Source organism: Bacillus sp. 5RYD7K (genome assembly GCF_059831465.1).
Genome location: NZ_CP191200.1, coordinates 655,603 through 678,058 on the forward strand (window position 1 = coordinate 655,603; position 22,456 = coordinate 678,058).

Consider the following 22,456-nt stretch of genomic DNA (forward strand, 5'->3'; position numbering starts at 1 on the left):
TATGAAAACACTGGTAGCCGCCGTACTCACCATGGTCATCAGCCTCTCTTTTCTGCCGCAGCACAAAGCCGGAGCCCAATCTAAATTATACGACACAGCAAAACTCAGAAAGGTTGATCAAATGATTGAAAAAGACATCGCAGCAGGATTCCCGGGAGCCGTCCTCGTCGTCGTAAAGGACGGACGGGTGATCAAAAAGAAAGCATACGGCTACAGCAAAAAATATGACGGGAACAGCCTTTTATCCCGTCCGAAAAAAATGAAAACGTCAACCATGTTTGATTTAGCTTCCAATACAAAAATGTTTGCGGCGAATTTTGCATTACAGCGCCTCGTCAGCCAGGGAAAGCTGGATGTGTATCAAAAAATCTCGGCTTACCTTCCCGATTTCAAAGACAGGAAAAGCGATCCGATACAAGGAAAAGACCGCATACGCGTCATTGATGTGCTGCAGCATCAATCCGGTCTGCCGGCAAGCTTTTATTTTTATAAGCCGGACACCGCAGGCCCTTTTTATTCACAAGAACGGGACAAAACGATTCGTTTTCTCACCCGGATCCCGCTTGAATACAAACCGGGAACAAAACACGTATACAGCGATATCGGTTACATGCTGCTCGGCTGCATCATTGAAAACATAACCGGAAAAACCCTTGATGCCTATGCGGAACAAGAACTGTACAGACCGCTGAAACTGACGCACACACTGTTTAACCCGCTGCAAAAAGGCTTCAAAGAAAAAACATTCGCAGCTACTGAACGTTTAGGCAACACACGTGACGGGGTTATCCAGTTTCCTCATATCAGGACGTATACGCTGCAAGGGGAGGTTCATGACGAAAAAGCATTTTACTCAATGGGAGGGGTGTCCGGCCATGCAGGACTGTTTTCAAGCGCTGATGACATGGCCGTCCTTCTTCAAGTCATGCTGAACGGCGGCAGTTACAAACACGTTTCTCTCTTCACTCGGCAAACGGCCGATCTGTTCACAACAGCGGCATCCTCTGACCCGACTTTCGCTCTCGGCTGGCGGAAAAACGGCAGCCCTGATATGGAGTGGATGTTCGGCCCTTATGCAAGCAGGCAGGCTTACGGCCATACCGGATGGACCGGCACCGTCACGATCATTGACCCCGCTTATCATCTCGGGATCGCGCTTTTGACCAACAAAAAGCATTCCCCCGTCGTCAGCCCCGGTGAAAATCCGAATGTTTTTGAAGGGGACCTTTTCCCGACCGGAAGCTACGGCAGCGTCGTAAAAGCGATTTACGAAGCCATTGAATGACAACCTATGTCTTTTGTCCAAACTATGACGGCAGGAGGGCGCCATTTTGAAACTTGTCATCTCAGCTGTATTACTGTTGTTTATTGTTTTCGGCACGCATCATGCATCGACAAAACCGGATATTCCGTCACAGGCGGAACAAACGGTATCCCGCATGACATTAGATGAGAAATTAGGGCAGATGCTCATGCCTGACTTTCGCAATTGGCAAAAAAAGGGGCAGTCATCACCTGAGGCTCTTACTCAAATGAATGACGAAGTCGCAGGGCTTATTCAAAAGTACCGGTTCGGCGGCGTTATCTTATTTGCAGAAAATGTAAAAAACACTGAACAAACGGTCCGCCTGACAGATGCCTTTCAAAAAGCAAGCCCTGACATTCCGCTATTATTAAGCATTGATCAAGAAGGCGGCATCGTAACAAGACTTGGTGAGGGCACTCATTTCCCAGGCAATATGGCACTCGGAGCCGCAAGAAAAACAGCCTACGCATCCCAAACCGGCGCAATTATCGGGAAAGAATTGAAAGCACTCGGCATTAATACGAATTTCGCTCCCGTTCTCGATATCAATAATAATCCCGGAAATCCGGTCATCGGCGTCAGGTCATTCAGTTCAGACCGTGATCTGACAGCAACACTCGGCCTTGCCTCAATGAAGGCTCAGCAAAAACAGAATGTCGCTTCCGCCGTCAAACATTTCCCGGGACACGGCGACACGGATGTCGACAGCCACTACGGCCTTCCGCTTGTCACCCACGGTCAAGAAAGGCTGCGGCAGATCGAACTTTATCCGTTCCGTCAGGCCATTCAGGCGGGGGCCGATATGATCATGACAGCCCATGTGCAATTTCCCGCTTTTGACGATACAACCTATAAAAGCAAGCTGGACGGTTCAGACATTCTTGTACCCGCCACACTCTCGAAAAAAGTGATGACTCATCTTCTCCGTGAGGAAATGGGGTTTAACGGCGTCATCGTGACGGATGCATTAAACATGAAAGCCATTGCCGATCATTTCGGCCAGGAAGAGGCGGTCGTCATGGCAATAAAAGCAGGAGTCGACATCGCCCTGATGCCGGCCCAAGTGACATCGCTGCAAACAGAAAACCGCTTTGCCCAAGTTCATTCCGCTTTAAAAAAGGCGGTTCAAAAAGGGGATATTCCTCTTCAGCAAATCAACAAATCGGTGGAGCGCATCATTTCCCTGAAAATAAAACGAGGGATATATCCCACTCCGAAAGAAACAAGTCTGAAAAAGAAGATGGCACAAGCGCATAAAACCGTCGGCAGCAAAAACCATCTGAAGGCTGAAAAACAAATCGCGGAAAGATCCGTCACCGTCTTACAAAACAAAAACCGCACGCTCCCATTCAAACCGAAAAAGAACAGCCGCGTTCTCCTTGCCGCTCCTTATGAAGATCAAACAGCGTCAATGGAACAAACCATTCGGCAGCTCATCAAAAAGAAAAAAATCCGGCCGGTAACCATCAGTAAAATGAACTTCGCCGAGCGCACATTTCATGATGAGCACAAAAAACTGGTATCAGACGCTGATTACGTCATTACAGGCTCATATGTCGTAAAAAATGATCCTGTCGTAAACGACGGCGTCATTGACGATTCCGTCACAGATCCCGGCAAATGGACGACCGCGTTTCCGCGGGCCGTCATGAAGGCTGCGCAGTCGAACCAAAAACCCTTTGTGCTGATGAGTCTTCGGAATCCTTACGACGCCGCGAATTTTGAAGAAGCTGACGCCCTTATCGCAGTCTACGGGTTTAAAGGATATGCAGACGGACAATTTCTCCAGCCAAACATTCCGGCAGGCATTGAAGCGATATTCGGGCAGACAAAACCGAAAGGCAGGCTGCCCGCTGCTATTCCTTCCGTCACCCATCCGGGAACGACACTGTATCCTTATGGTTTCGGTATCAACCTGAAGACCGGAAAACCGCTTTAAACAGGAGGGCTGATCATGAAAACACATACGGCTGCACTTCTCGCCGGACTGGTCGTCATCAGTGCTATGACGGCAGTCTCGGCGGCTTCTGACAGAAACACACACACTGCCAAAAAACCAAGCATCCAAACAGGCATTGACCGCCTGCTGAAAGATTATAAACAAGAACTGAAGGGAAAAAGAATCGGACTGATCACTAATCCGACCGGTGTGAACTCAACATTAAAAAGCAGCGTTGACGTGCTTTATGAGGCACAAGACATGCATTTGACGGCATTATTCGGACCCGAGCACGGTGTTCGCGGCGACGCTCAGGCCGGAGACAAAGTCACATCCTATATAGATGAAAAAACAGGGCTTCCCGTCTACAGCCTGTACGGAGAAACGAGGAAACCGACGCCTGACATGCTGAAAGATACCGATGTGCTGATTTTCGATATTCAGGATGTCGGAATGCGATACTACACCTACATTTATACAATGGCCTATGCCATGGAGGCGGCCAAAGAAAAAGGCATTCCTTTTTATGTCTTGGACCGGCCGAATCCGCAAGGCGGACGACATCCGGACGGCCCGGTTCTTGAACCTGACTACGCTTCATTTGTCGGACTGTATCCAATCCCGCTGAAACACGGCATGACCATCGGCGAGCTTGCTCTTTTATTCAATAAAGAGTTTCATATTGGCGCCGACCTCACCGTCGTAAAGATGAAGCGCTGGAAGCGGACGATGACCATTGAAGATACCGGCCTGCCGTTCGTCCTCCCTTCGCCTAACATCCCGACCCCCGACAGCATATTCGCTTATTCGGCGACAGGATTAATCGAAGGCACGAACGTATCTGAAGGAAGGGGCACGACAAAGCCGTTTGAACTTATCGGCGCACCTTATATGAAAAGCACCGAGCTCGAAGAACGCCTTAACAGTCTCAAGCTTCCGGGCGTCACCTTCAGAGCCGCTTCATTTATCCCCAGCTTCTCCAAGCACCAGGGCAAGCTATGCCACGGCGTACAAGTCTACGTAACGAACAGAAACACCTTTGAAGCGGCAAAAACAGGGCTCTCCATTCTGAAAACCATGCATGACTTATATCCGAATGACTTCTCATTTCTGCCGACAGGAGCTTTTGACAAGCTGATTGGCAACGGCTGGGTACGCAAAAAAATAGAACAAGGCGCTTCCATTCAAGACATCACCACCACCTATCAACGCCGGCTTGATCAATTCAAGCTTGTAAGAAAGCAATACCTCATATACTGACAACATTCGTGTTACACGTGTAACATTTTGACGTATTTCACATTTCCGCTTTTTATAGGAAAACATTCATTTATTTGGTACAATTCAAATGATAACAGTTATCATTTAAATGAATGTTTCCTAAAAGGTGGTTTCTCATGAAAAACACATTATTCTTTCACCCAATTGATATCATCTCCCTAAAAAAAACAGCAGACCTTTTGTCAGAGCATCAGCTCACTGATTCCCCGGTACTGATCTTTCATGTGACAGGCGAGGGACAAATTGATATCGGAACAGACAGCTTCCCGCTGCAGAAGGAGACGCTCTACATCTGTCCTTGTGATGAGACATTCAATATTGACCCTGCATCGTCAGACGGCATCCATTTGTATATCGTCAGACTCCGTATTTTCTCATATTCATCAGATGATAAAGCGATGCTTCCGGATAACGGGGGAGACATCTTCCGCGGACTTCAGCAAATGAATTTGCAAACGGTTGAACACCTGACAAGCCGGCTTCAGTCACTTTCCGAAAACGCGCGATCGGCGGATGAATTGCAGAAAATGAAATCAACAGCCGACTTTCAGCAGCTGATGTACGACCTTTATGCCGCAAAAGTTTGCCATCAAAACAATACGAAAGCGGCAATCGAACAGACAAAACAATTCATACATGCACAATCCGACACAAAAATCACACTTACCCAGCTTGCTCAAATGGCGGGAATCAGTCCTAAGCATTACAGTGAAACCTTTAAAAAACTATATGGACAAAGCGTAACAGAATATATCACAGACATCCGCATAACCAATGCGAAAAAACTGATGGCCAAGGCCAGCTGCAAACTGCGGGAAATCGCTCATCAAATCGGCTACCAAGACGAATTTTATTTCAGCCGCATCTTTAAAAAACATACGGGCAGCTCACCTACAAGCTATATGAAAAAAAGGCGCACAAAAATGGCCGCGTACGGGAAAGAAATGATGGGACACCTGATTCCTCTGCATCACGTGCCATACGCTGCAACGCTTCATCCGAAATGGACGGCCTATTACTATAAACAATTCTCTTCAGACATTCCCGTGCACCTCAGCGCTTACCGCTATAACGCAAATTGGGAAGAGAACCTGCATACGCTGTCTCAAGCTGCGCCGGACATCATTTTCAGTCTGGATTCTGTCAGTGAAGAAGAAAAACAGCGTCTGAATGACATCACCGAAGTTTTCTACATTCCGACTCAAGACAATTGGAAAGACCAGTTTCTTCACGCAGCTGCATACTTGAATGAAGAACAGGAAGCCCGGCACTGGCTTGAAGCCTATCAAAATCTCGTACACTCAGCAAAAGACGCTCTTGAACACGTGCGGCATCAGCGTTTCTTATTTGTCCGTATATATAAAGAAAATATGTATATTGCCCATAACAACAGCATTGAGGATGTTTTCTTCGGTGATCTGGGCTTTGCCTCCGCAAAACCGGAATCTTTTGCTCCCGACGAAAAGATTTCATTGGAAATGCTGGCGGATTGCCAGGCTGACTGCATCATGCTTTTCACTTGCAAAGAACCGGAAACGCTTCGCTATTTTCAGCGCATTCAGCAGTCTGAAATATGGCAGAACCTTAGAGCCGTCAGCAATAAACGTGTGTTTCCCGTTTCATCTGACCCGTGGATTGAATATTCTCCAAGCGGGCATCAGCGGATGATTGAACAAAGCATTTCCTTTTTTTCCGAAGATCGTCCATGGTAATACCGGAAATTGTCCATGGTCTTATCTTTGTTCATTCTCTATAATTCCAATTGATAATAGTTATCAATTGAACAGGAGGAACAATAGATGAAGAAATTGGCATTCGCTTTCATGATTTTGCTTTTGGCTTTCACGGCCGCGGCTTGCGGAAGCTCAGAAACATCTGATACAGCAAGTAAAGGTAAGGACGCTTCTTCAAATAAAAAGAAAATCGAATATCTCGGAAAAACATATGAAGTCAAAGCGCCGACTGACAAAATCGCCATTACGGGCAGCGTAGAATCAATGGAAGACGCCAAATTGCTCGACGTCCATCCGGCAGGAGCGATATCATTCTCCGGCAAATTCCCGGAACTGTTTAAAGATATTACAGATAAATCCGTGTCAACAGGTGAAAAAATGCAGCCGAATATGGAAAAGATCCTTGAACTGCAGCCGGACGTCATTCTGGCATCTACCAAATTCCCTGAAAAAACGATAAAAAAATTGAGCGGCACGGCTGAGACCATTCCTGTCTCTCATATCTCATCAAACTGGAAAGAGAACATGATGCTGCTTGCCCAGCTTACAGGCAAAGAGGAAAAAGCGAAAAAAATCATTGCTGATTACGACCAGGATCTGAAAAAGACGAAAACAAAGATGAACAGCAAAGCAAAACAGGCAAACGCGCTGGTCATCAGAATCAGACAAGGCAATATTTACATTTATCCTGAACAAGTTTATTTCAACTCTACGCTTTACGGTGATTTAGGCCTGAAGGCGCCGGACGAAGTGAAAGCGGCGAAAGCGCAGGAGCTGATTTCTCTTGAAAAATTAAGCGAAATGAACCCCGACCATATATTCGTACAATTTTCTGATGATGAAAACGCAGATAAGCCGGACGCTTTGAAGGACTTAGAGAAAAATCCGATTTGGAAGAGCCTGACGGCAGTCAAAAAAGACCATGTATACGTCAATACGATCGATCCATTAGCCCAAGGCGGAACGGCTTGGAGTAAAATCCGCTTCTTACAGGTTGCGGCTGACAAATTGACTCAAGACTAATAAAGAGTAGGTTTTTCACATGTATGCAAAACGGCGGACACACATGATTATCATCGCTTCACCGATTGCCATTGTTCTGTCACTGCTGCTTTCCGTTTTATACGGCGCGAAGCAGCTTGACTTCCATACCGTGTTCTCCGCATTGCTGCACTTTAATCCGGAGAATACCGACCATCAGATCATATGGCATTCAAGAATCCCGAGGGCGGTTGGCGCTATGTTTATCGGCGCCGCCCTTGCTGTTTCCGGGGCGCTCATGCAGGGAATCACACGGAACTATCTGGCCTCGCCTTCGATCATGGGTGTGTCGGACGGCTCCGCTTTTATCATTACCCTTTGCATGGTATTGCTCCCTCAATCAACATCCATTGAAATGATCATATACTCGTTTATCGGTTCCGCATTCGGCGCTGCCCTTGTTTTCGGGCTGGCCTCCATTCTTCCCGGCGGTTTTACCCCGGTGCAGCTTGCCATTATCGGAACGGTGACCAGTATGCTTCTCAGCAGTCTGTCGGCTGCGCTTTCGATTTATTTTCAAATCTCGCAGGATCTCAGTTTTTGGTACAGTGCGAGACTGCATCAAATGAACCCTGATTTTTTGAAACTGGCCGTCCCGTTTTTTGCACTCGGAATCATCACAGCCATAATTCTCAGCAAAAAGGTCACAGCCGTATCATTAGGAGACGACATTTCAAAAAGTCTGGGACAGCAGAAAAGAACCATCAAACTCATGGCAATGGCGGCCGTTGTCATATTGACCGGAAGCTCGGTGGCGCTCGCCGGAAAAATTGCCTTTGTCGGTTTGGTCGTTCCGCACATCACCCGTTTTCTCGTCGGATCGGACTACAGCCGGCTGATTCCCTGTGCGTGCATCATCGGCGGCGTCTTCCTGACCCTTTGCGACCTCGCCAGCCGATTGATCAATTATCCGTTTGAGACGCCTATTGAAGTTGTCACTTCTATCATCGGTGTTCCTTTCTTTCTTTATTTGATTAAAAGAAAAGGAGGGGATCAGCGTGGTGCGTAAAATGGCCGGAATTTATATCATTCTGATTGCTCTCATCCTGCTCGTAAGTTATTTCAGCATGACCAGCGGGTCTTTTTCAGCAAAACCGGGTGAACTGCTCAGTGCGCTTTTCCGCATCCATCCGAATCCTCAATATGACATTTTGCTGTTTCAACTGAGGCTGCCGCGTATTGTCATGGCGGCTGCCGTCGGACTCGGATTGGGGGTAGCCGGAGCCGTTATTCAGGCCGTTACCAAGAACGGGCTTGCCGATCCCGGCATTTTGGGCATCAATGCCGGAGCCGGTGCGGGAATCGTCACGTTTATGCTTCTGTTTCAGGGTCAATCTGAAGCGACGGCGCTTGCCTCCGCAATGGGCATGCCTGTCTTTGGGCTCATCGGCGGATTGATGGCGGCCGTGCTGATTTATATTTTCGCCTGGCACCGGGGGCATTTAGAATCCGGAAGAATTATTCTTGTGGGAATCGCCATGAATTCCGGATTCAGCGCGCTGTCTTTATTTCTTTCATTAAAAATGGACCCGCAGGATTATGAGATGGCGATGGTCTGGAAGAACGGCAGCATCTGGTCGGCAAACTGGATGACCATTACCGCAATACTGCCGTGGCTGATCGTGTTCATTCCTCTGCTGATGGCGAAAACGTCATTGCTGGATACCATTCGTTTCGATGAGGACACGGTGAAAAGCCTCGGAGTCTCAACCAATAAAGAAAAAACCATTTTACTCGTTGCCTGCATCGCTTTGATCAGCGCATGTGTAACCGCAGCGGGCAGCATGGCATTTGTCGGACTGATCGCGCCTCATATTTCCCGCAGGCTTGCCGGCATTGAACACAGATATTCATTACCTGTCAGCGGACTGGTCGGTATGCTGCTCGTCATATCCGCTGATTTTGCGGGCAAATTATTCTTTCAGCCTTCAGAGGTTCCGGCGGGCATTATTCTTGCGATTCTCGGCGTTCCTTATTTCTTTTTTCTTCTGTTTAAGCAAAAAAAGGAGTTGGATGCTTGAGAGGCACACTTACAAAACACCGGATATACGGAAAGGAATGCACGGTGTACCTTCCTCCCTCCGCTCCGGTTCAAACAAAGGCTTTACCCTGTGCCTACGTGCTTGATGGGGGCGATTTGTTTTTAGAGCAGATGGAGAAGCTTGAACTCCGATTCGCAAACGGAAAACTCCCTGAATTGATTCTCGCCGGCATCAAACCGGATAACAGGCTCGATGAGTACACGCCATGGCCTGTGCCTTCCCTGAGTCCTGCGTTTCCTGATTTCGGCGGCAAAGGGAGCCTCTTTCTTGAGGAGCTGACAAACGTCATCATTCCAACGGTTGAAAGTATGCATCCCATGTCTGCCGATCCGGATACAAGAGGACTGATCGGCGCATCATTAGGAGGACTGTTTTCGATATATGCGATGTTACTGAAGCCTGAGACATTCGGCAGAATCGGCTGTATTTCCGGGTCCTTTTGGTATGAAAAATCGGCTGACTTTGTCCGCTCCGCGTCTTTGCAGCAGGCACGGCAGCGTATCTACATGTCTGTCGGGAGCCGTGAAGCAGAGCATAAAAACAACATTCAAAACACCATGATCCAAAAAAATCGAGACGTGCATGAAAGCCTGAGGCAAAAAGGCTTTTCTCAAACGCAGCTCTCTTTCACGGTCGAAGGGGGCGCTGTGCACCATCAAGAAGCGTTCAAAAGACAATTCAATTCAGCTCTAAGCTGGCTATACGGAAAAAACCGCTCACGTGGCTGAGCGGTTTTTTTCATACTTCATCACGACCGGTTTAAGTTCAAAACGTCTCAGCAAATAGCCGAACAAAGCGGCAAGGATTTGCTGAAAAAGCATCCCGATGACGACCGGAACCGCCACTTGGGACGGAAAAAAAGAAACGGCAAGAACTGCTCCCGCACTGATATTACGCATGCCTCCCGTATAAATCAGAGACACAATTTCATCCCGGCTCCGCTTCATCAGCCTTCCGATCAGCCAAGCCACGGCATAACCCGTCATGGCAATAAAAAATACCATAGCCGCGATGCCCGCAAACTTGATATCCACGTGCGTGATATACGGCGCGATTTCCGAACTGTTAATGGCGATGACAATCATCAGACAGATTTTTGAAAATGGAGACAGCGTCCGGCTTATCGCCTGAGTCCTTAGCGGCGGAGAAAACTGGTTGACCATCATCCCTGCAATAGACGGGATCACCACCATTTCCGCCAGCCCTTTCATCATTCCCCATACATCCATCTGAACATTTGCCCCGGCCAGGACAGAAAGGCTTAACGGTACGATAAAAGGAGACAGCACGGTATCAACAAGAATAATAGACAGCGTCAATCCGACATTTCCCTTATACATCGCAGCCCAAATCAAACTCGTAATTCCGGTCGGGATTACCACACCCATAATCAGCCCCGTCACGGTTAAAGGGTCACCGCTGAATATCAGATGGCCGCTTCCCCATGCAAAAACAGGCATAAAAATATGCAGAACAAACAATGCCATAATCATCGGGAGCGGCTGCTCAATACTGCGCTTCAGCGATTGAAAATTGGCACTCAGACTGCCCGTAAATGTAATAAATGCAAAAATCCACGGCACAGCCCCGGCCATCCAGCTGATATGCTGAGATAACAGCACACCCGCCGCCACACTTGACGGAGTCAACAGCGGCATGATTCTCCCCAACACTTGGTTCAACTTCTGAAGCCACATCATATGCAAGTCCCCTATATACGGTTTTCAAGTCTCATTCATTATAACAATGCACACCGGCGAATTTAACCGAAAAAAAGCCCGGATATATTCATCCGGACTTCACAAATTCTATGCCATTTGTTTCATTAAATCTCGGCTTTTCTGATTTAATCCCTTTAATTCAGCTTCAATCCCATATTCTTTACATTTGCCGACAATTTTCTCAAGAGCCGCCGCTCCAGAATCATCCCAGACATGGGCATCAGTCAAATCAATGACAATCCGCTTCACACCTTCATCATAAACGATGGCATTCATCAGCTCAGACACGGAAGCAAAAAAGATCTGTCCCGTTACCTTATATGTTCTGACATCATTGTGTTCGGAATGTGACACAATCTTCAGCTTTGAAATTTTAGCCGTGAAAAAGATCGCGCTTAGCAGCACACCCGCAAAAACACCCTTTGATAAATCATTTGTCAGAACGACCGTCACGACAGTAATAACCATAACGATCGAATCAGTAAGGGGCGCTTTCCGCAAACCTTTAATCGACGACCAGTCAAACGTGCCGATGGACACCATAACCATCACCGCCACCAGCGCAGCCATCGGAATTTTCACGACGATGCCGCTTAATACGGCAATTAAAAACATTAAAAACGCTCCGGCCGTAAAAGCCGATAACCGGCCGCGTCCGCCGGCTTTCGTATTAATGACAGACTGGCCGATCATGGCGCATCCGGCCATACCTCCGAAAAAGCCGTTCACAATATTGGCGATGCCTTGTCCGCGGCTTTCTTTGTTCTTATCACTATCCGTATCCGTCATTTCATCAATGATCTGGGCAGTCAGCAGCGACTCAAGCAATCCGACGAATGCAAGCGCCAATGAATACGGGAAAATAATCCGAAATGTCTCAAACGTCCACGGAACATCCGGTATCAAAAAATGTGGAAGTGAACTTGTAATCCCGCCCATATCACCGACTGTGCGGACATCCGCATGGAAGACCACCGCAATTATCGTCATGACAATAATCGCCACCAGCGGAGACGGCACGGCAGTCGTGATCTTCGGCAATAGATATATGATAGCCAGTGATCCGGCAAGCATGGCATACATGACCCATGAAGCCCCTTTGAACTGCGGGAGCTGCGCAGAAAAAATCAAGATTGCCAAGGCGTTCACAAATCCGATCATGACCGAACGCGGAATAAATTTCATCAATTTCGCTATCTTACTGACACCAAGAATAAATTGAATAATACCTGTCAAAATAGTTGCCGCAAACAAATACTGCAGCCCGTAATCGGCCACTAATGTCACCATGACAACCGCCATCGAACCCGTAGCGGCTGAAATCATTCCCGGTCTGCCGCCGAAGATAGAAATAATAACCGCGATACAAAATGATGCATAAAGGCCGACCATCAGATCGACACCTGCAATAATTGAAAACCCGATCGCCTCAGGGATCAGAGCAAGAGCAACAAGAATACCCGCCAGAATGTCTTTCCGGACATTCCCGAACCACTGCTGCTGTAACGTATAATCTTTCAAATGATAACGACTCCTTTTCACTATAAAAATCCGCACCATATCAGTTGGAAGCATTGATTTTCACATGAGGAATATGAGGACGGCTTACGGGGCAAAAGAGGACACGCTCAGAGTATTATGTCGTTGAGGAAAGGAATGGTTAACAAAGAGTATCATATTAAATGTTAAGAGAATGCACAAGACCGGGTAAATCAGAAAAGAAAACGGCTCTCACTGGAGCCGCTTCCGCTTTTATAAAAGTTCCGGATCAGACACAAGAATGGTTTTTATTGCACTGATATCCTTTCTTTCTTTTGTCACCGGGTCGATGCCCATGAGATGATCAATGGCTTCTTCATAATTCTTCAGTTCTGTCTTTTCAGTAATGAAGTCATAGAGCTGGGGGAGATCGGATGCGCATGCTAACGCGGCTTCCATGATCTGCCGGGCTTCACCTGTGCCCACAATCGTCACGCCGTTTGACAGCAGCTGGTACGGCCTGACCGTCATCTCATACGTATCATCAAAGCCCATCGGCACAATTCTGCCTCCCTTTTCAATAAAGGGATAAGCCCAATCAAGCTGGTTGCCGATCGCGTCAAATATCACATCAAATTTTCTTCCTTGATTAATCCGTTTCACTTCATCTACAGTCAATGCTTCAGGATGGTAGACATAATCCGATATCCGGCTTGCCGCCTCGCTCCGGAAACTGCCTATTTCAGTCGCAACCGTCAATCGCGCCAGTTTTTTTACCATCATTTGCACAAGCAGTCCGATCGGTCCGGACCCCAAAACCAAAACCGAGTCCTCCGGCTGAATCGAAGCCTTATCCACAACATTCAGCACACAGGAGAGAGGTTCAACCAATGTGGCCCGCTCCCATTCCATTGAATCCGGAATTTTGTACATGAACCTGTCTTCCCCCACGTAATATTCCGCAAACGTCCCGTGCGCCCCGATTCCGAGCTGCCAATCCTCAAAGGTTTCGCAATAACACGTCAGCCCTCTCCGGCAATAATGGCATTTCCCGCAAAATTGCGTAGGATCTATCACGACGCGGTCTCCGACTTTTACATTTGTCACGTCCGGTCCGACTTCCGTGACCGCTCCCACCGATTCATGCCCCATAATCATATGATGGGTCGCATTCATTTTTCCCTTCAGCACATTTAAGTCCGTGCCGCAGATTCCGGTGCCGAAAATTTTCACCTTCACATCATTGGATTTTCGAATTTGAGGCTCGTCCACCTCTTGATATTCAAGCTTATCATTAGGAGTCCAGACCAACGCTTTCATATCTCTCTTCCTTTCTGCCCCAGCGGATTTGGTCTAATAATGTTTGATGAAGCTCCTTCGTTGATGCCGCAATACACGATTGCTGATTCTGATAACTTAAATCTGTCAGAAGCGTTTCGTCTAAAGACCGGCCGTACGCATCTGTAATGACCACTCCCGCTTTCTTTGCCAAAAAGACGCTGGCGGCAATATCATAAGGAAATAAGTGCAGCACCTGTCCGTTCCCGACCTGCTGAAAATCTGAAAGCAGTTCCGGATCATCTTTCAGCAGACGATTGCCGATATCCACATAAGCATCCATCTGCCCCGTAATAATTCGTGAAATCGAATAAGAAGCGCTGTTGAAAACAAAGACTCCGCCGTTATTGGCCGACCGGTCAATCAAATGACCGTATGCCTCCGTCATCAGCTGCGCCGGATGCCCGTTAAACTCAAGGCTCCAAAACATATTCTTAATATCCTGCACTCCGCTCAAATTCGGCAATTCTCCCTGATACCCCTCAAACTGAATAGCATCGCTGTAAATATCACCATACATATAAGCGCCCGATTTCAATTCAAGCAAAAAAGCAAATTCGATATCCTTAATCTTTGCGTTTGGCTTATATGAAGCAAGCGCAATCGAAATACATGACATTTCAAGCCCCGCGGCGGCCGGACGTGTTCCGTCTATCGGATCTACAATTAAAATATATTGCGGATCTTCTCCAATCAGCTTCAGACCGCCATCCTCCGTGTAAAAGGTAACCGGATGGCCCTTTTCTTGGATATAATCCAGCACCGCCTCCTCAGCAGCGGCGTCTATATTAAATTGCGCGTCGCCACCAGGTGAATATCCGTTAACAAGCCGGTTTTTCAGTGTGCCCTTTTGATTTTTCACCTTTTGATAAACAAATTGTCCAAGCTCAATGATATAGTCTCTCACTTGATTTCCTCCAATAGCTTGCGAAGTCTGTAGCAGAGCACCTCAGCTTCACTAAGTGTAATGGTTAAAGGCGGACGGATTTTAAATACATTTCCGAATCCGTAACGGGATGTCCGGAGAATCAGCCCGTAATCCATCGCCCGTTTGGCAATATAATTGGTCAATTCCACATCCGGTTCATTGTTCTCTTTGACAATTTCCACACCGATCATCAGACCGACGCCTCTTACCTCAGAAATAAAAGCAAAATCCTCTTTCATCGTTTCTAAGCAATCCATAATATAATGACCGACTGTCGTTACGTTCTCCAAAAATCCCGGACGCTGCATGATATCTATGGTTTTACAAGCGGCAGCGGCGGCCATCACATTTGACCCGTACGTGAAGGAGTGCGTATACCCCGGAAGCCCGGTGTACTTGTCCTCCGTCAGAGTGGCGGCGACTTGGAAGCCTGTGCCTCCGAGACCTTTTGCTACCGTCATCATATTAGGTTTCACATCGAAATGGTCCGCGGCAAACATTTTGCCCGTCCGTCCGAACCCGGTCTGAATTTCATCAAAGATCAGGGCGATTTCATGTTCATCACAAAGCTTTCTCAGCTGTTTAAAATACTCTTTAGGCGGGACGACGTTTCCGCCATTTCCGGATATCGGCTCAATAATCATGGCGGCAATTTTTCCATTGCTCGCATACTCAATAAAATCGTTAATTCTTTCTACGCACAGCATACCGCATGAATCCGGTTTCTGATTATAAAAACAGCGGCTGCAATAGGGATCTGGAACTTGTAAGCCAAAAGAAATTTGCGGCGGGAAAGGTTCTTTTCTGAATGAGTTGCCGGACAAAGCGGAAGTCATATACGTTTGTCCGAGGTGGCTTCGAAATAAGGAGATGACATCGGTTTTTCCGGAGTAATACTGAGCCATTTTAATAGCTCCTTCATTTGCTCCGGAACCGCTGCTGACTTTAGGGTGTACTTTTGTGAGATTATCGGGGGCGATTTCTACTAGTTTTTCTGCTAGTTTATTTACGGCATCTGTTTGAAAGGACGATGTCACATGGATCAGCTTGTCGGCTTGATCTTTAACCGTATCAATGACCTCTTTGTTACCGTATCCTAAATTCAAGTTAAACGTGGCAGAGGCGCAATCAATATACTCATTTCCCTCTTGGTCGTACAGGTAAATCCCTTCTCCGCGCTCCATGACTACATCGTCAACACTGTAATACAAGCTGTCTGGATTCGTGATTTCCTTCGTTCCCACAAATACCACCCCTATGAAATTATTAGAAACTCGCTTTTTATCGTATTAATTATTGAAAATAATGTCAACGATCTTTCTTGTAAAAAATGTTAACAATTTGTTAACGTTACCATAAGGGATGTACGTGAAAAGGTTATGTGATATAGTAACAATACTTGGATTTTTTGTAAAAACAACATGTCATACATGTAGAGAGAAAAATTATTTTACCAATAAGGAGATAAAATGATGAAAACTCGTCTGCTGTGGATAAGCTGTTTCTCTTATGGATCGATTGCTTTTACACTTGTCATTCTTGGAGCCGTACTGCCTGAGTTACTCACACATTATTCACAAAGCTACAGTAATGGCGGAGTATTAGTATTTTCTCAGTTCATGGGCTTCCTCATAGGTGTTATCGGAATGCCTTACATGGTGAAAAAACTCGGACGCAAAAACGCCGTTATCTTTGGGCTGGCGCTCATCAGCTGTGAAATTTTCATCACCTTCCTGCCGCCTTGGCCGCTGCTCTTTCTTCTCGTCAGCCTCGCAGGACTTGGCGCGGGATTGGTGGAATCCTGCGTAGGCACAATCATCCTCACGGCTATAAAAGAAAGACAAGCCGTGGCCATGAGCAAGATGGAAGTGGCATACGGATTAGGGGCGCTGTTCATGCCTCTGCTCTCAGGCTTTCTTATCAACAATCACATGTGGACAATTGCTTTCTTAGTATTAGGGTTATCCAGTTTTGCACTTTTAATCGCATGGAAGCAAATGAGTTTCGGCAGCATTGATGAGCTTCTCATACGCAAAGAGGTCTCTTCTGATGATACGAAAAAGAAAAGCCCCGGGTATCGGTCACACGGACTGCTGTTTATTGCGCTGGCGGCTGCTTATTTCTTCTTTTACGGCGGCAGTGAAGTTTCAATTGTGCATTTTATCCCCTCCATCTTCGCTGAAAAATGGGATATCCCCAGCTCCTTGGCAACGATAACAGTAACAGTGTATTGGAGCGGCATGATTATCGGCAGGTTATTAACAGGCCCGGTATCTGAAAAGCTGACCTATCACCGTTATCTCCGGATCATAAGTATTGGCGGTCTGGCTGCACTTGCTGTACTAGCTTTAAGTAAAAACGTATGGTTTGGTTTTGCCCTTTGTTTCTTCTTAGGATTGTTCATGGCCGGCATGTTTGCAATTACCCTGATCATCACCAATCATTTTTACCCCGGAAAGACAGAAACGACCACCAGTATTCTGCTCGCCTCAAATGGACTAGGAGGTTCACTCCTTCCGATCGCCGTCGGCTGGAGCTTAGATGAATATCCTGCCCAAACTGCATTCTGGCTGTTTACTGCACTGATGCTTCTTATGCTGCTGATTGTGTTCAGTTTAAAAATGCTCGAGACAATAAAATCAAACAGTCTTCAAAATCACACCAGCAAAACAAAATCAATATAAACAAAAAAGCTAATGCCTTGGAAAGGCATTAGCTTTATATATACACATCTTTCATATAAAAAACCCAGTTCATGATGAACTGGGTCAAGATCGCTTGGCGGCGTCCTACTCTCACAGGGGGAAACCCCCGACTACCATCGGCGCTGAAGAGCTTAACTTCCGTGTTCGGCATGGGAACGGGTGTGACCTCTTCGCTATCGCCACCAAACCATTGAGAGTGTTCTCTCAAAACTAGATAACAGTAAGCATACATTCAAAAATGGTTAAGTCCTCGATCGATTAGTATCTGTCAGCTCCATGTGTCGCCACACTTCCACCTCAGACCTATCAACCTGATCATCTTTCAGGGATCTTACTTCCTTGCGGAATGGGAAATCTCATCTTGAGGGGGGCTTCATGCTTAGATGCTTTCAGCACTTATCCCGTCCGCACATAGCTACCCAGCGATGCCCTTGGCAGAACAACTGGTACACCAGCGGTGCGTCCATCCCGGTCCTCTCGTACTAAGGACAGCTCCTCTCAAATTTCCTGCGCCCGCGACGGATAGGGACCGAACTGTCTCACGACGTTCTGAACCCAGCTCGCGTACCGCTTTAATGGGCGAACAGCCCAACCCTTGGGACCGACTACAGCCCCAGGATGCGATGAGCCGACATCGAGGTGCCAAACCTCCCCGTCGATGTGGACTCTTGGGGGAGATAAGCCTGTTATCCCCGGGGTAGCTTTTATCCGTTGAGCGATGGCCCTTCCATGCGGAACCACCGGATCACTAAGCCCGACTTTCGTCCCTGCTCGACTTGTAGGTCTCGCAGTCAAGCTCCCTTGTGCCTTTACACTCTGCGAATGATTTCCAACCATTCTGAGGGAACCTTTGGGCGCCTCCGTTACCTTTTAGGAGGCGACCGCCCCAGTCAAACTGCCCACCTGACACTGTCTCCCCGCCCGATAAGGGCGGCGGGTTAGAAGGTCAATACAGCCAGGGTAGTATCCCACCGATGCCTCCACCGAAGCTGGCGCTCCGGTTTCCAAGGCTCCTACCTATCCTGTACAAGCTGTACCAACATTCAATATCAGGCTGCAGTAAAGCTCCACGGGGTCTTTCCGTCCTGTCGCGGGTAACCTGCATCTTCACAGGTACTATAATTTCACCGAGTCTCTCGTTGAGACAGTGCCCAGATCGTTGCGCCTTTCGTGCGGGTCGGAACTTACCCGACAAGGAATTTCGCTACCTTAGGACCGTTATAGTTACGGCCGCCGTTTACTGGGGCTTCAATTCGCACCTTCGCTTACGCTAAGCGCTCCTCTTAACCTTCCAGCACCGGGCAGGCGTCAGCCCCTATACTTCGCCTTACGGCTTCGCAGAGACCTGTGTTTTTGCTAAACAGTCGCCTGGGCCTATTCACTGCGGCTCTCTCGGGCTTGCACCCTAACAGAGCACCCCTTCTCCCGAAGTTACGGGGTCATTTTGCCGAGTTCCTTAACGAGAGTTCTCTCGATCACCTTAGGATTCTCTCCTCGCCTACCTGTGTCGGTTTGCGGTACGGGCACCTCTCACCTCGCTAGAGGCTTTTCTTGGCAGTGTGGAATCAGGAACTTCGCTACTATAATTCGCTCGCCATCACAGCTCAGCCTTCACGGGAAACGGATTTGCCTATTTCCCAGCCTAACTGCTTGGACGCGGATATCCAATACCGCGCTTACCCTATCCTCCTGCGTCCCCCCATTGCTCAAATGGTGAGGAGGTGGTACAGGAATATCAACCTGTTATCCATCGCCTACGCCTTTCGGCCTCGGCTTAGGTCCCGACTAACCCTGAGCGGACGAGCCTTCCTCAGGAAACCTTAGGCATTCGGTGGACGGGATTCTCACCCGTCTTTCGCTACTCATACCGGCATTCTCACTTCTAAGCGCTCCACAAGTCCTTCCGGTCTTGCTTCACAGCCCTTAGAACGCTCTCCTACCACTGTTCGAAGAACAGTCCGCAGCTTCGGTGATACGTTTAGCCCCGGTACATTTTCGGCGCAGAGTCACTCGACCAGTGAGCTATTACGCACTCTTTAAATGGTGGCTGCTTCTAAGCCAACATCCTGGTTGTCTAAGCAACTCCACATCCTTTTCCACTTAACGTATACTTTGGGACCTTAGCTGGCGGTCTGGGCTGTTTCCCTTTCGACTACGGATCTTATCACTCGCAGTCTGACTCCCAAGGATAAGTCATCGGCATTCGGAGTTTGACTGAATTCGGTAACCCGGTAGGGGCCCCTAGTCCAATCAGTGCTCTACCTCCGAGACTCTTACCTTGAGGCTAGCCCTAAAGCTATTTCGGAGAGAACCAGCTATCTCCAGGTTCGATTGGCATTTCACCCCTACCCACACCTCATCCCCGCACTTTTCAACGTGCGTGGGTTCGGGCCTCCATTCAGTGTTACCTGAACTTCACCCTGGACATGGGTAGATCACCTGGTTTCGGGTCTACGACCACGTACTCATGCGCCCTATTCAGACTCGCTTTCGCTGCGGCTCCGCATCTTCTGCTTAACCTTGCACGGGATCGTAACTCGCCGGTTCATTCTACAAAAGGCACGCCATCACCCGTTAACGGGCTCTGACTACTTGTAGGCACACGGTTTCAGGATCTATTTCACTCCCCTTCCGGGGTGCTTTTCACCTTTCCCTCACGGTACTGGTTCACTATCGGTCACTAGGGAGTATTTAGCCTTGGGAGATGGTCCTCCCGGATTCCGACGGAATTTCACGTGTTCCGCCGTACTCAGGATCCACTCTGGAGAGAACGAAGTTTTGACTACAGGGCTGTTACCTCCTATGGCGGGCCTTTCCAGACCTCTTCATCTACCTCGTTCTTTTGTAACTCCGTACAGAGTGTCCTACAACCCCAAGAGGCAAGCCTCTTGGTTTGGGCTGATCCCGTTTCGCTCGCCGCTACTCAGGGAATCGCATTTGCTTTCTCTTCCTCCGGGTACTTAGATGTTTCAGTTCCCCGGGTCTGCCTTCTCATATCCTATGTATTCAGATATGGATACCACTCCATTACGAGTGGTGGGTTTCCCCATTCGGAAATCTCCGGATCAAAGCTTGCTTACAGCTCCCCGAAGCATATCGGTGTTCGTCCCGTCCTTCATCGGCTCCTAGTGCCAAGGCATCCACCGTGCGCCCTTTCTAACTTAACCGTTAAAAAGAATCACTACGTGATTTCTTGCATTACAATTGAATGTGAATTACTTCTGTTATCTAGTTTTCAAAGAACATTATCTCGAAGAATCGAATGATCCTTCAAAACTAAACAAGACAGGGAACGTTCTGTTTATAAGACCCAAGGTCTTATATTCCGTTAAAATCCTTAGAAAGGAGGTGATCCAGCCGCACCTTCCGATACGGCTACCTTGTTACGACTTCACCCCAATCATCTGTCCCACCTTCGGCGGCTGGCTCCATAAAGGTTACCTCACCGACTTCGGGTGTTACAAACTCTCGTGGTGTGACGGGCGGTGTGTACAAGGCCCGGGAACGTATTCACCGCGGCATGCTGATCCGCGATTACTAGCGATTCCAGCTTCACGCAGTCGAGTTGCAGACTGCGATCCGAACTGAGAACAGATTTGTGGGATTGGCTTAACCTCGCGGTTTCGCTGCCCTTTGTTCTGTCCATTGTAGCACGTGTGTAGCCCAGGTCATAAGGGGCATGATGATTTGACGTCATCCCCACCTTCCTCCGGTTTGTCACCGGCAGTCACCTTAGAGTGCCCAACTGAATGCTGGCAACTAAGATCAAGGGTTGCGCTCGTTGCGGGACTTAACCCAACATCTCACGACACGAGCTGACGACAACCATGCACCACCTGTCACTCTGCCCCCGAAGGGGACGTCCTATCTCTAGGATTGTCAGAGGATGTCAAGACCTGGTAAGGTTCTTCGCGTTGCTTCGAATTAAACCACATGCTCCACCGCTTGTGCGGGCCCCCGTCAATTCCTTTGAGTTTCAGTCTTGCGACCGTACTCCCCAGGCGGAGTGCTTAATGCGTTAGCTGCAGCACTAAGGGGCGGAAACCCCCTAACACTTAGCACTCATCGTTTACGGCGTGGACTACCAGGGTATCTAATCCTGTTCGCTCCCCACGCTTTCGCTCCTCAGCGTCAGTTACAGACCAGAGAGTCGCCTTCGCCACTGGTGTTCCTCCACATCTCTACGCATTTCACCGCTACACGTGGAATTCCACTCTCCTCTTCTGCACTCAAGTTCCCCAGTTTCCAATGACCCTCCCCGGTTGAGCCGGGGGCTTTCACATCAGACTTAAGAAACCGCCTGCGAGCCCTTTACGCCCAATAATTCCGGACAACGCTTGCCACCTACGTATTACCGCGGCTGCTGGCACGTAGTTAGCCGTGGCTTTCTGGTTAGGTACCGTCAAGGTGCCGCCCTATTTGAACGGCACTTGTTCTTCCCTAACAACAGAGCTTTACGATCCGAAAACCTTCATCACTCACGCGGCGTTGCTCCGTCAGACTTTCGTCCATTGCGGAAGATTCCCTACTGCTGCCTCCCGTAGGAGTCTGGGCCGTGTCTCAGTCCCAGTGTGGCCGATCACCCTCTCAGGTCGGCTACGCATCGTCGCCTTGGTGAGCCGTTACCTCACCAACTAGCTAATGCGCCGCGGGTCCATCTGTAAGTGGTAGCCGAAGCCACCTTTTATGTCTGAACCATGCGGTTCAAACAACCATCCGGTATTAGCCCCGGTTTCCCGGAGTTATCCCAGTCTTACAGGCAGGTTACCCACGTGTTACTCACCCGTCCGCCGCTAACATCAGGGAGCAAGCTCCCATCTGTCCGCTCGACTTGCATGTATTAGGCACGCCGCCAGCGTTCGTCCTGAGCCAGGATCAAACTCTCCGATAAATGGATCACAGACTAAGTTCACTGCATCCTGCAGTAACGTCTGTGTGATCTG

14 protein-coding genes and 3 rRNA genes are annotated in these 22,456 nt (G+C 48.2%); 9 read left to right on the forward strand and 8 right to left on the reverse strand.

Annotation, left to right across the window (positions count from 1 at the left end; translation table 11 throughout):
• Nucleotide 1 precedes the first annotated feature (1 nt).
• The 8 genes from pbp4b to ACQE26_RS03245 all read left to right on the forward strand — a co-directional run bounded on the left by pbp4b (nucleotide 2) and on the right by ACQE26_RS03245 (nucleotide 10,070).
• Complete coding sequence (gene pbp4b, locus ACQE26_RS03210) at nucleotides 2-1,285, forward strand: penicillin binding protein PBP4B (protein ID WP_500470675.1); 1,284 nt, start codon at nucleotides 2-4, stop codon at nucleotides 1,283-1,285.
• 46 nt (nucleotides 1,286-1,331) lie between these two features.
• Entirely contained in the window at nucleotides 1,332-3,245 is a 1,914-nt protein-coding gene (locus tag ACQE26_RS03215) for a glycoside hydrolase family 3 protein (protein WP_500470676.1), read from the forward strand.
• 15 nt (nucleotides 3,246-3,260) lie between these two features.
• Nucleotides 3,261-4,505 (forward strand): exo-beta-N-acetylmuramidase NamZ family protein, encoded by a 1,245-nt coding sequence (locus tag ACQE26_RS03220; protein WP_438421099.1) that lies wholly within the window; start codon nucleotides 3,261-3,263, stop codon nucleotides 4,503-4,505.
• Between the two features lie 137 nt (nucleotides 4,506-4,642).
• The gene (gene btr / locus ACQE26_RS03225) at nucleotides 4,643-6,238 is read left to right on the forward strand and encodes a bacillibactin transport transcriptional regulator Btr (protein WP_500470678.1); all 1,596 of its coding nucleotides are present in this window, start codon (nucleotides 4,643-4,645) and stop codon (nucleotides 6,236-6,238) included.
• 87 nt (nucleotides 6,239-6,325) lie between these two features.
• Nucleotides 6,326-7,282, forward strand: coding sequence for an iron-hydroxamate ABC transporter substrate-binding protein (locus tag ACQE26_RS03230; RefSeq protein ID WP_045926353.1), 957 nt, complete (start codon nucleotides 6,326-6,328; stop codon nucleotides 7,280-7,282).
• 19 nt (nucleotides 7,283-7,301) lie between these two features.
• A complete protein-coding gene (locus ACQE26_RS03235; RefSeq protein ID WP_500470679.1) occupies nucleotides 7,302-8,309 on the forward strand; it encodes a FecCD family ABC transporter permease in 1,008 nt (335 codons plus the stop codon).
• 1 nt (nucleotide 8,310) lies between these two features.
• On the forward strand, nucleotides 8,311-9,321 hold the full coding sequence (gene feuC / locus ACQE26_RS03240; RefSeq protein WP_500471442.1) for an iron ABC transporter permease FeuC: 1,011 nt from the start codon (nucleotides 8,311-8,313) through the stop codon (nucleotides 9,319-9,321).
• Nucleotides 9,318-10,070, forward strand: a complete 753-nt coding sequence (locus ACQE26_RS03245) for an alpha/beta hydrolase (RefSeq protein ID WP_500470680.1) — start codon at nucleotides 9,318-9,320, stop codon at nucleotides 10,068-10,070. The genes feuC and ACQE26_RS03245 overlap by 4 nt, the downstream gene beginning before the upstream one ends.
• Here ACQE26_RS03245 and ACQE26_RS03250 read toward each other — a convergent pair.
• The 5 genes from ACQE26_RS03250 to ACQE26_RS03270 form a co-directional block, all read right to left on the reverse strand.
• On the reverse strand, nucleotides 10,059-11,000 hold the full coding sequence (locus tag ACQE26_RS03250) for a bile acid:sodium symporter family protein (protein ID WP_101605622.1): 942 nt from the start codon (nucleotides 10,998-11,000) through the stop codon (nucleotides 10,059-10,061). The genes ACQE26_RS03245 and ACQE26_RS03250 overlap by 12 nt on opposite strands.
• Before the next feature lie 150 nt (nucleotides 11,001-11,150).
• Nucleotides 11,151-12,623 carry a SulP family inorganic anion transporter gene (locus ACQE26_RS03255; protein WP_500471443.1) on the reverse strand — a complete coding sequence of 491 codons (1,473 nt, stop codon included), beginning with the start codon at nucleotides 12,621-12,623 and terminating at the stop codon, nucleotides 11,151-11,153.
• A 192-nt stretch (nucleotides 12,624-12,815) separates the two neighbouring features.
• Nucleotides 12,816-13,862: a zinc-dependent alcohol dehydrogenase gene (locus ACQE26_RS03260; protein ID WP_060963734.1), complete on the reverse strand. Its 1,047-nt coding sequence runs from the start codon at nucleotides 13,860-13,862 to the stop codon at nucleotides 12,816-12,818.
• Nucleotides 13,837-14,787, reverse strand: a complete 951-nt coding sequence (locus tag ACQE26_RS03265) for an inositol monophosphatase family protein (protein ID WP_500470681.1) — start codon at nucleotides 14,785-14,787, stop codon at nucleotides 13,837-13,839. The genes ACQE26_RS03260 and ACQE26_RS03265 overlap by 26 nt, the downstream gene beginning before the upstream one ends.
• Entirely contained in the window at nucleotides 14,784-16,052 is a 1,269-nt protein-coding gene (locus ACQE26_RS03270) for an aspartate aminotransferase family protein (protein ID WP_016936939.1), read from the reverse strand. The genes ACQE26_RS03265 and ACQE26_RS03270 overlap by 4 nt, the downstream gene beginning before the upstream one ends.
• 228 nt (nucleotides 16,053-16,280) lie before the next feature.
• Between ACQE26_RS03270 and ACQE26_RS03275 the strand changes: the two genes are divergently transcribed.
• Entirely contained in the window at nucleotides 16,281-17,492 is a 1,212-nt protein-coding gene (locus ACQE26_RS03275; protein ID WP_500470682.1) for an MFS transporter, read from the forward strand.
• Nucleotides 17,493-17,584: 92 nt separating this feature from the next.
• Here the strand turns inward: ACQE26_RS03275 and rrf are convergent.
• From rrf to ACQE26_RS03290, 3 genes are all read right to left on the reverse strand, one after another.
• Nucleotides 17,585-17,700: ribosomal RNA gene (gene rrf, locus ACQE26_RS03280) — 5S ribosomal RNA — on the reverse strand.
• Nucleotides 17,701-17,751: 51 nt separating this feature from the next.
• Nucleotides 17,752-20,680: ribosomal RNA gene (locus ACQE26_RS03285) — 23S ribosomal RNA — on the reverse strand.
• A gap of 174 nt (nucleotides 20,681-20,854) precedes the next feature.
• Nucleotides 20,855-22,404: ribosomal RNA gene (locus tag ACQE26_RS03290) — 16S ribosomal RNA — on the reverse strand.
• Together the 16S, 23S and 5S rRNA genes form the textbook arrangement of a ribosomal RNA operon.
• Nucleotides 22,405-22,456 lie beyond the last annotated feature (52 nt).

Excerpts from the sequence above, each read along its gene's own strand:
- pbp4b (WP_500470675.1), top strand. The coding sequence starts at position 2 with ATGAAAACACTGGTAGCCGCCGTACTCACCATGGTCATCAGCCTCTCT.
- ACQE26_RS03220 (WP_438421099.1), top strand. The coding sequence starts at position 3,261 with ATGAAAACACATACGGCTGCACTTCTCGCCGGACTGGTCGTCATCAGT.
- btr (WP_500470678.1), top strand. The coding sequence starts at position 4,643 with ATGAAAAACACATTATTCTTTCACCCAATTGATATCATCTCCCTAAAA.
- ACQE26_RS03230 (WP_045926353.1), top strand. The coding sequence starts at position 6,326 with ATGAAGAAATTGGCATTCGCTTTCATGATTTTGCTTTTGGCTTTCACG.
- ACQE26_RS03235 (WP_500470679.1), top strand. The coding sequence starts at position 7,302 with ATGTATGCAAAACGGCGGACACACATGATTATCATCGCTTCACCGATT.
- feuC (WP_500471442.1), top strand. The coding sequence starts at position 8,311 with ATGGCCGGAATTTATATCATTCTGATTGCTCTCATCCTGCTCGTAAGT.
- ACQE26_RS03250 (WP_101605622.1), bottom strand. The coding sequence starts at position 11,000 with ATGCCGCTGTTGACTCCGTCAAGTGTGGCGGCGGGTGTGCTGTTATCT.
- ACQE26_RS03255 (WP_500471443.1), bottom strand. The coding sequence starts at position 12,623 with ATGGTGCGGATTTTTATAGTGAAAAGGAGTCGTTATCATTTGAAAGAT.
- ACQE26_RS03260 (WP_060963734.1), bottom strand. The coding sequence starts at position 13,862 with ATGAAAGCGTTGGTCTGGACTCCTAATGATAAGCTTGAATATCAAGAG.
- ACQE26_RS03275 (WP_500470682.1), top strand. The coding sequence starts at position 16,281 with ATGAAAACTCGTCTGCTGTGGATAAGCTGTTTCTCTTATGGATCGATT.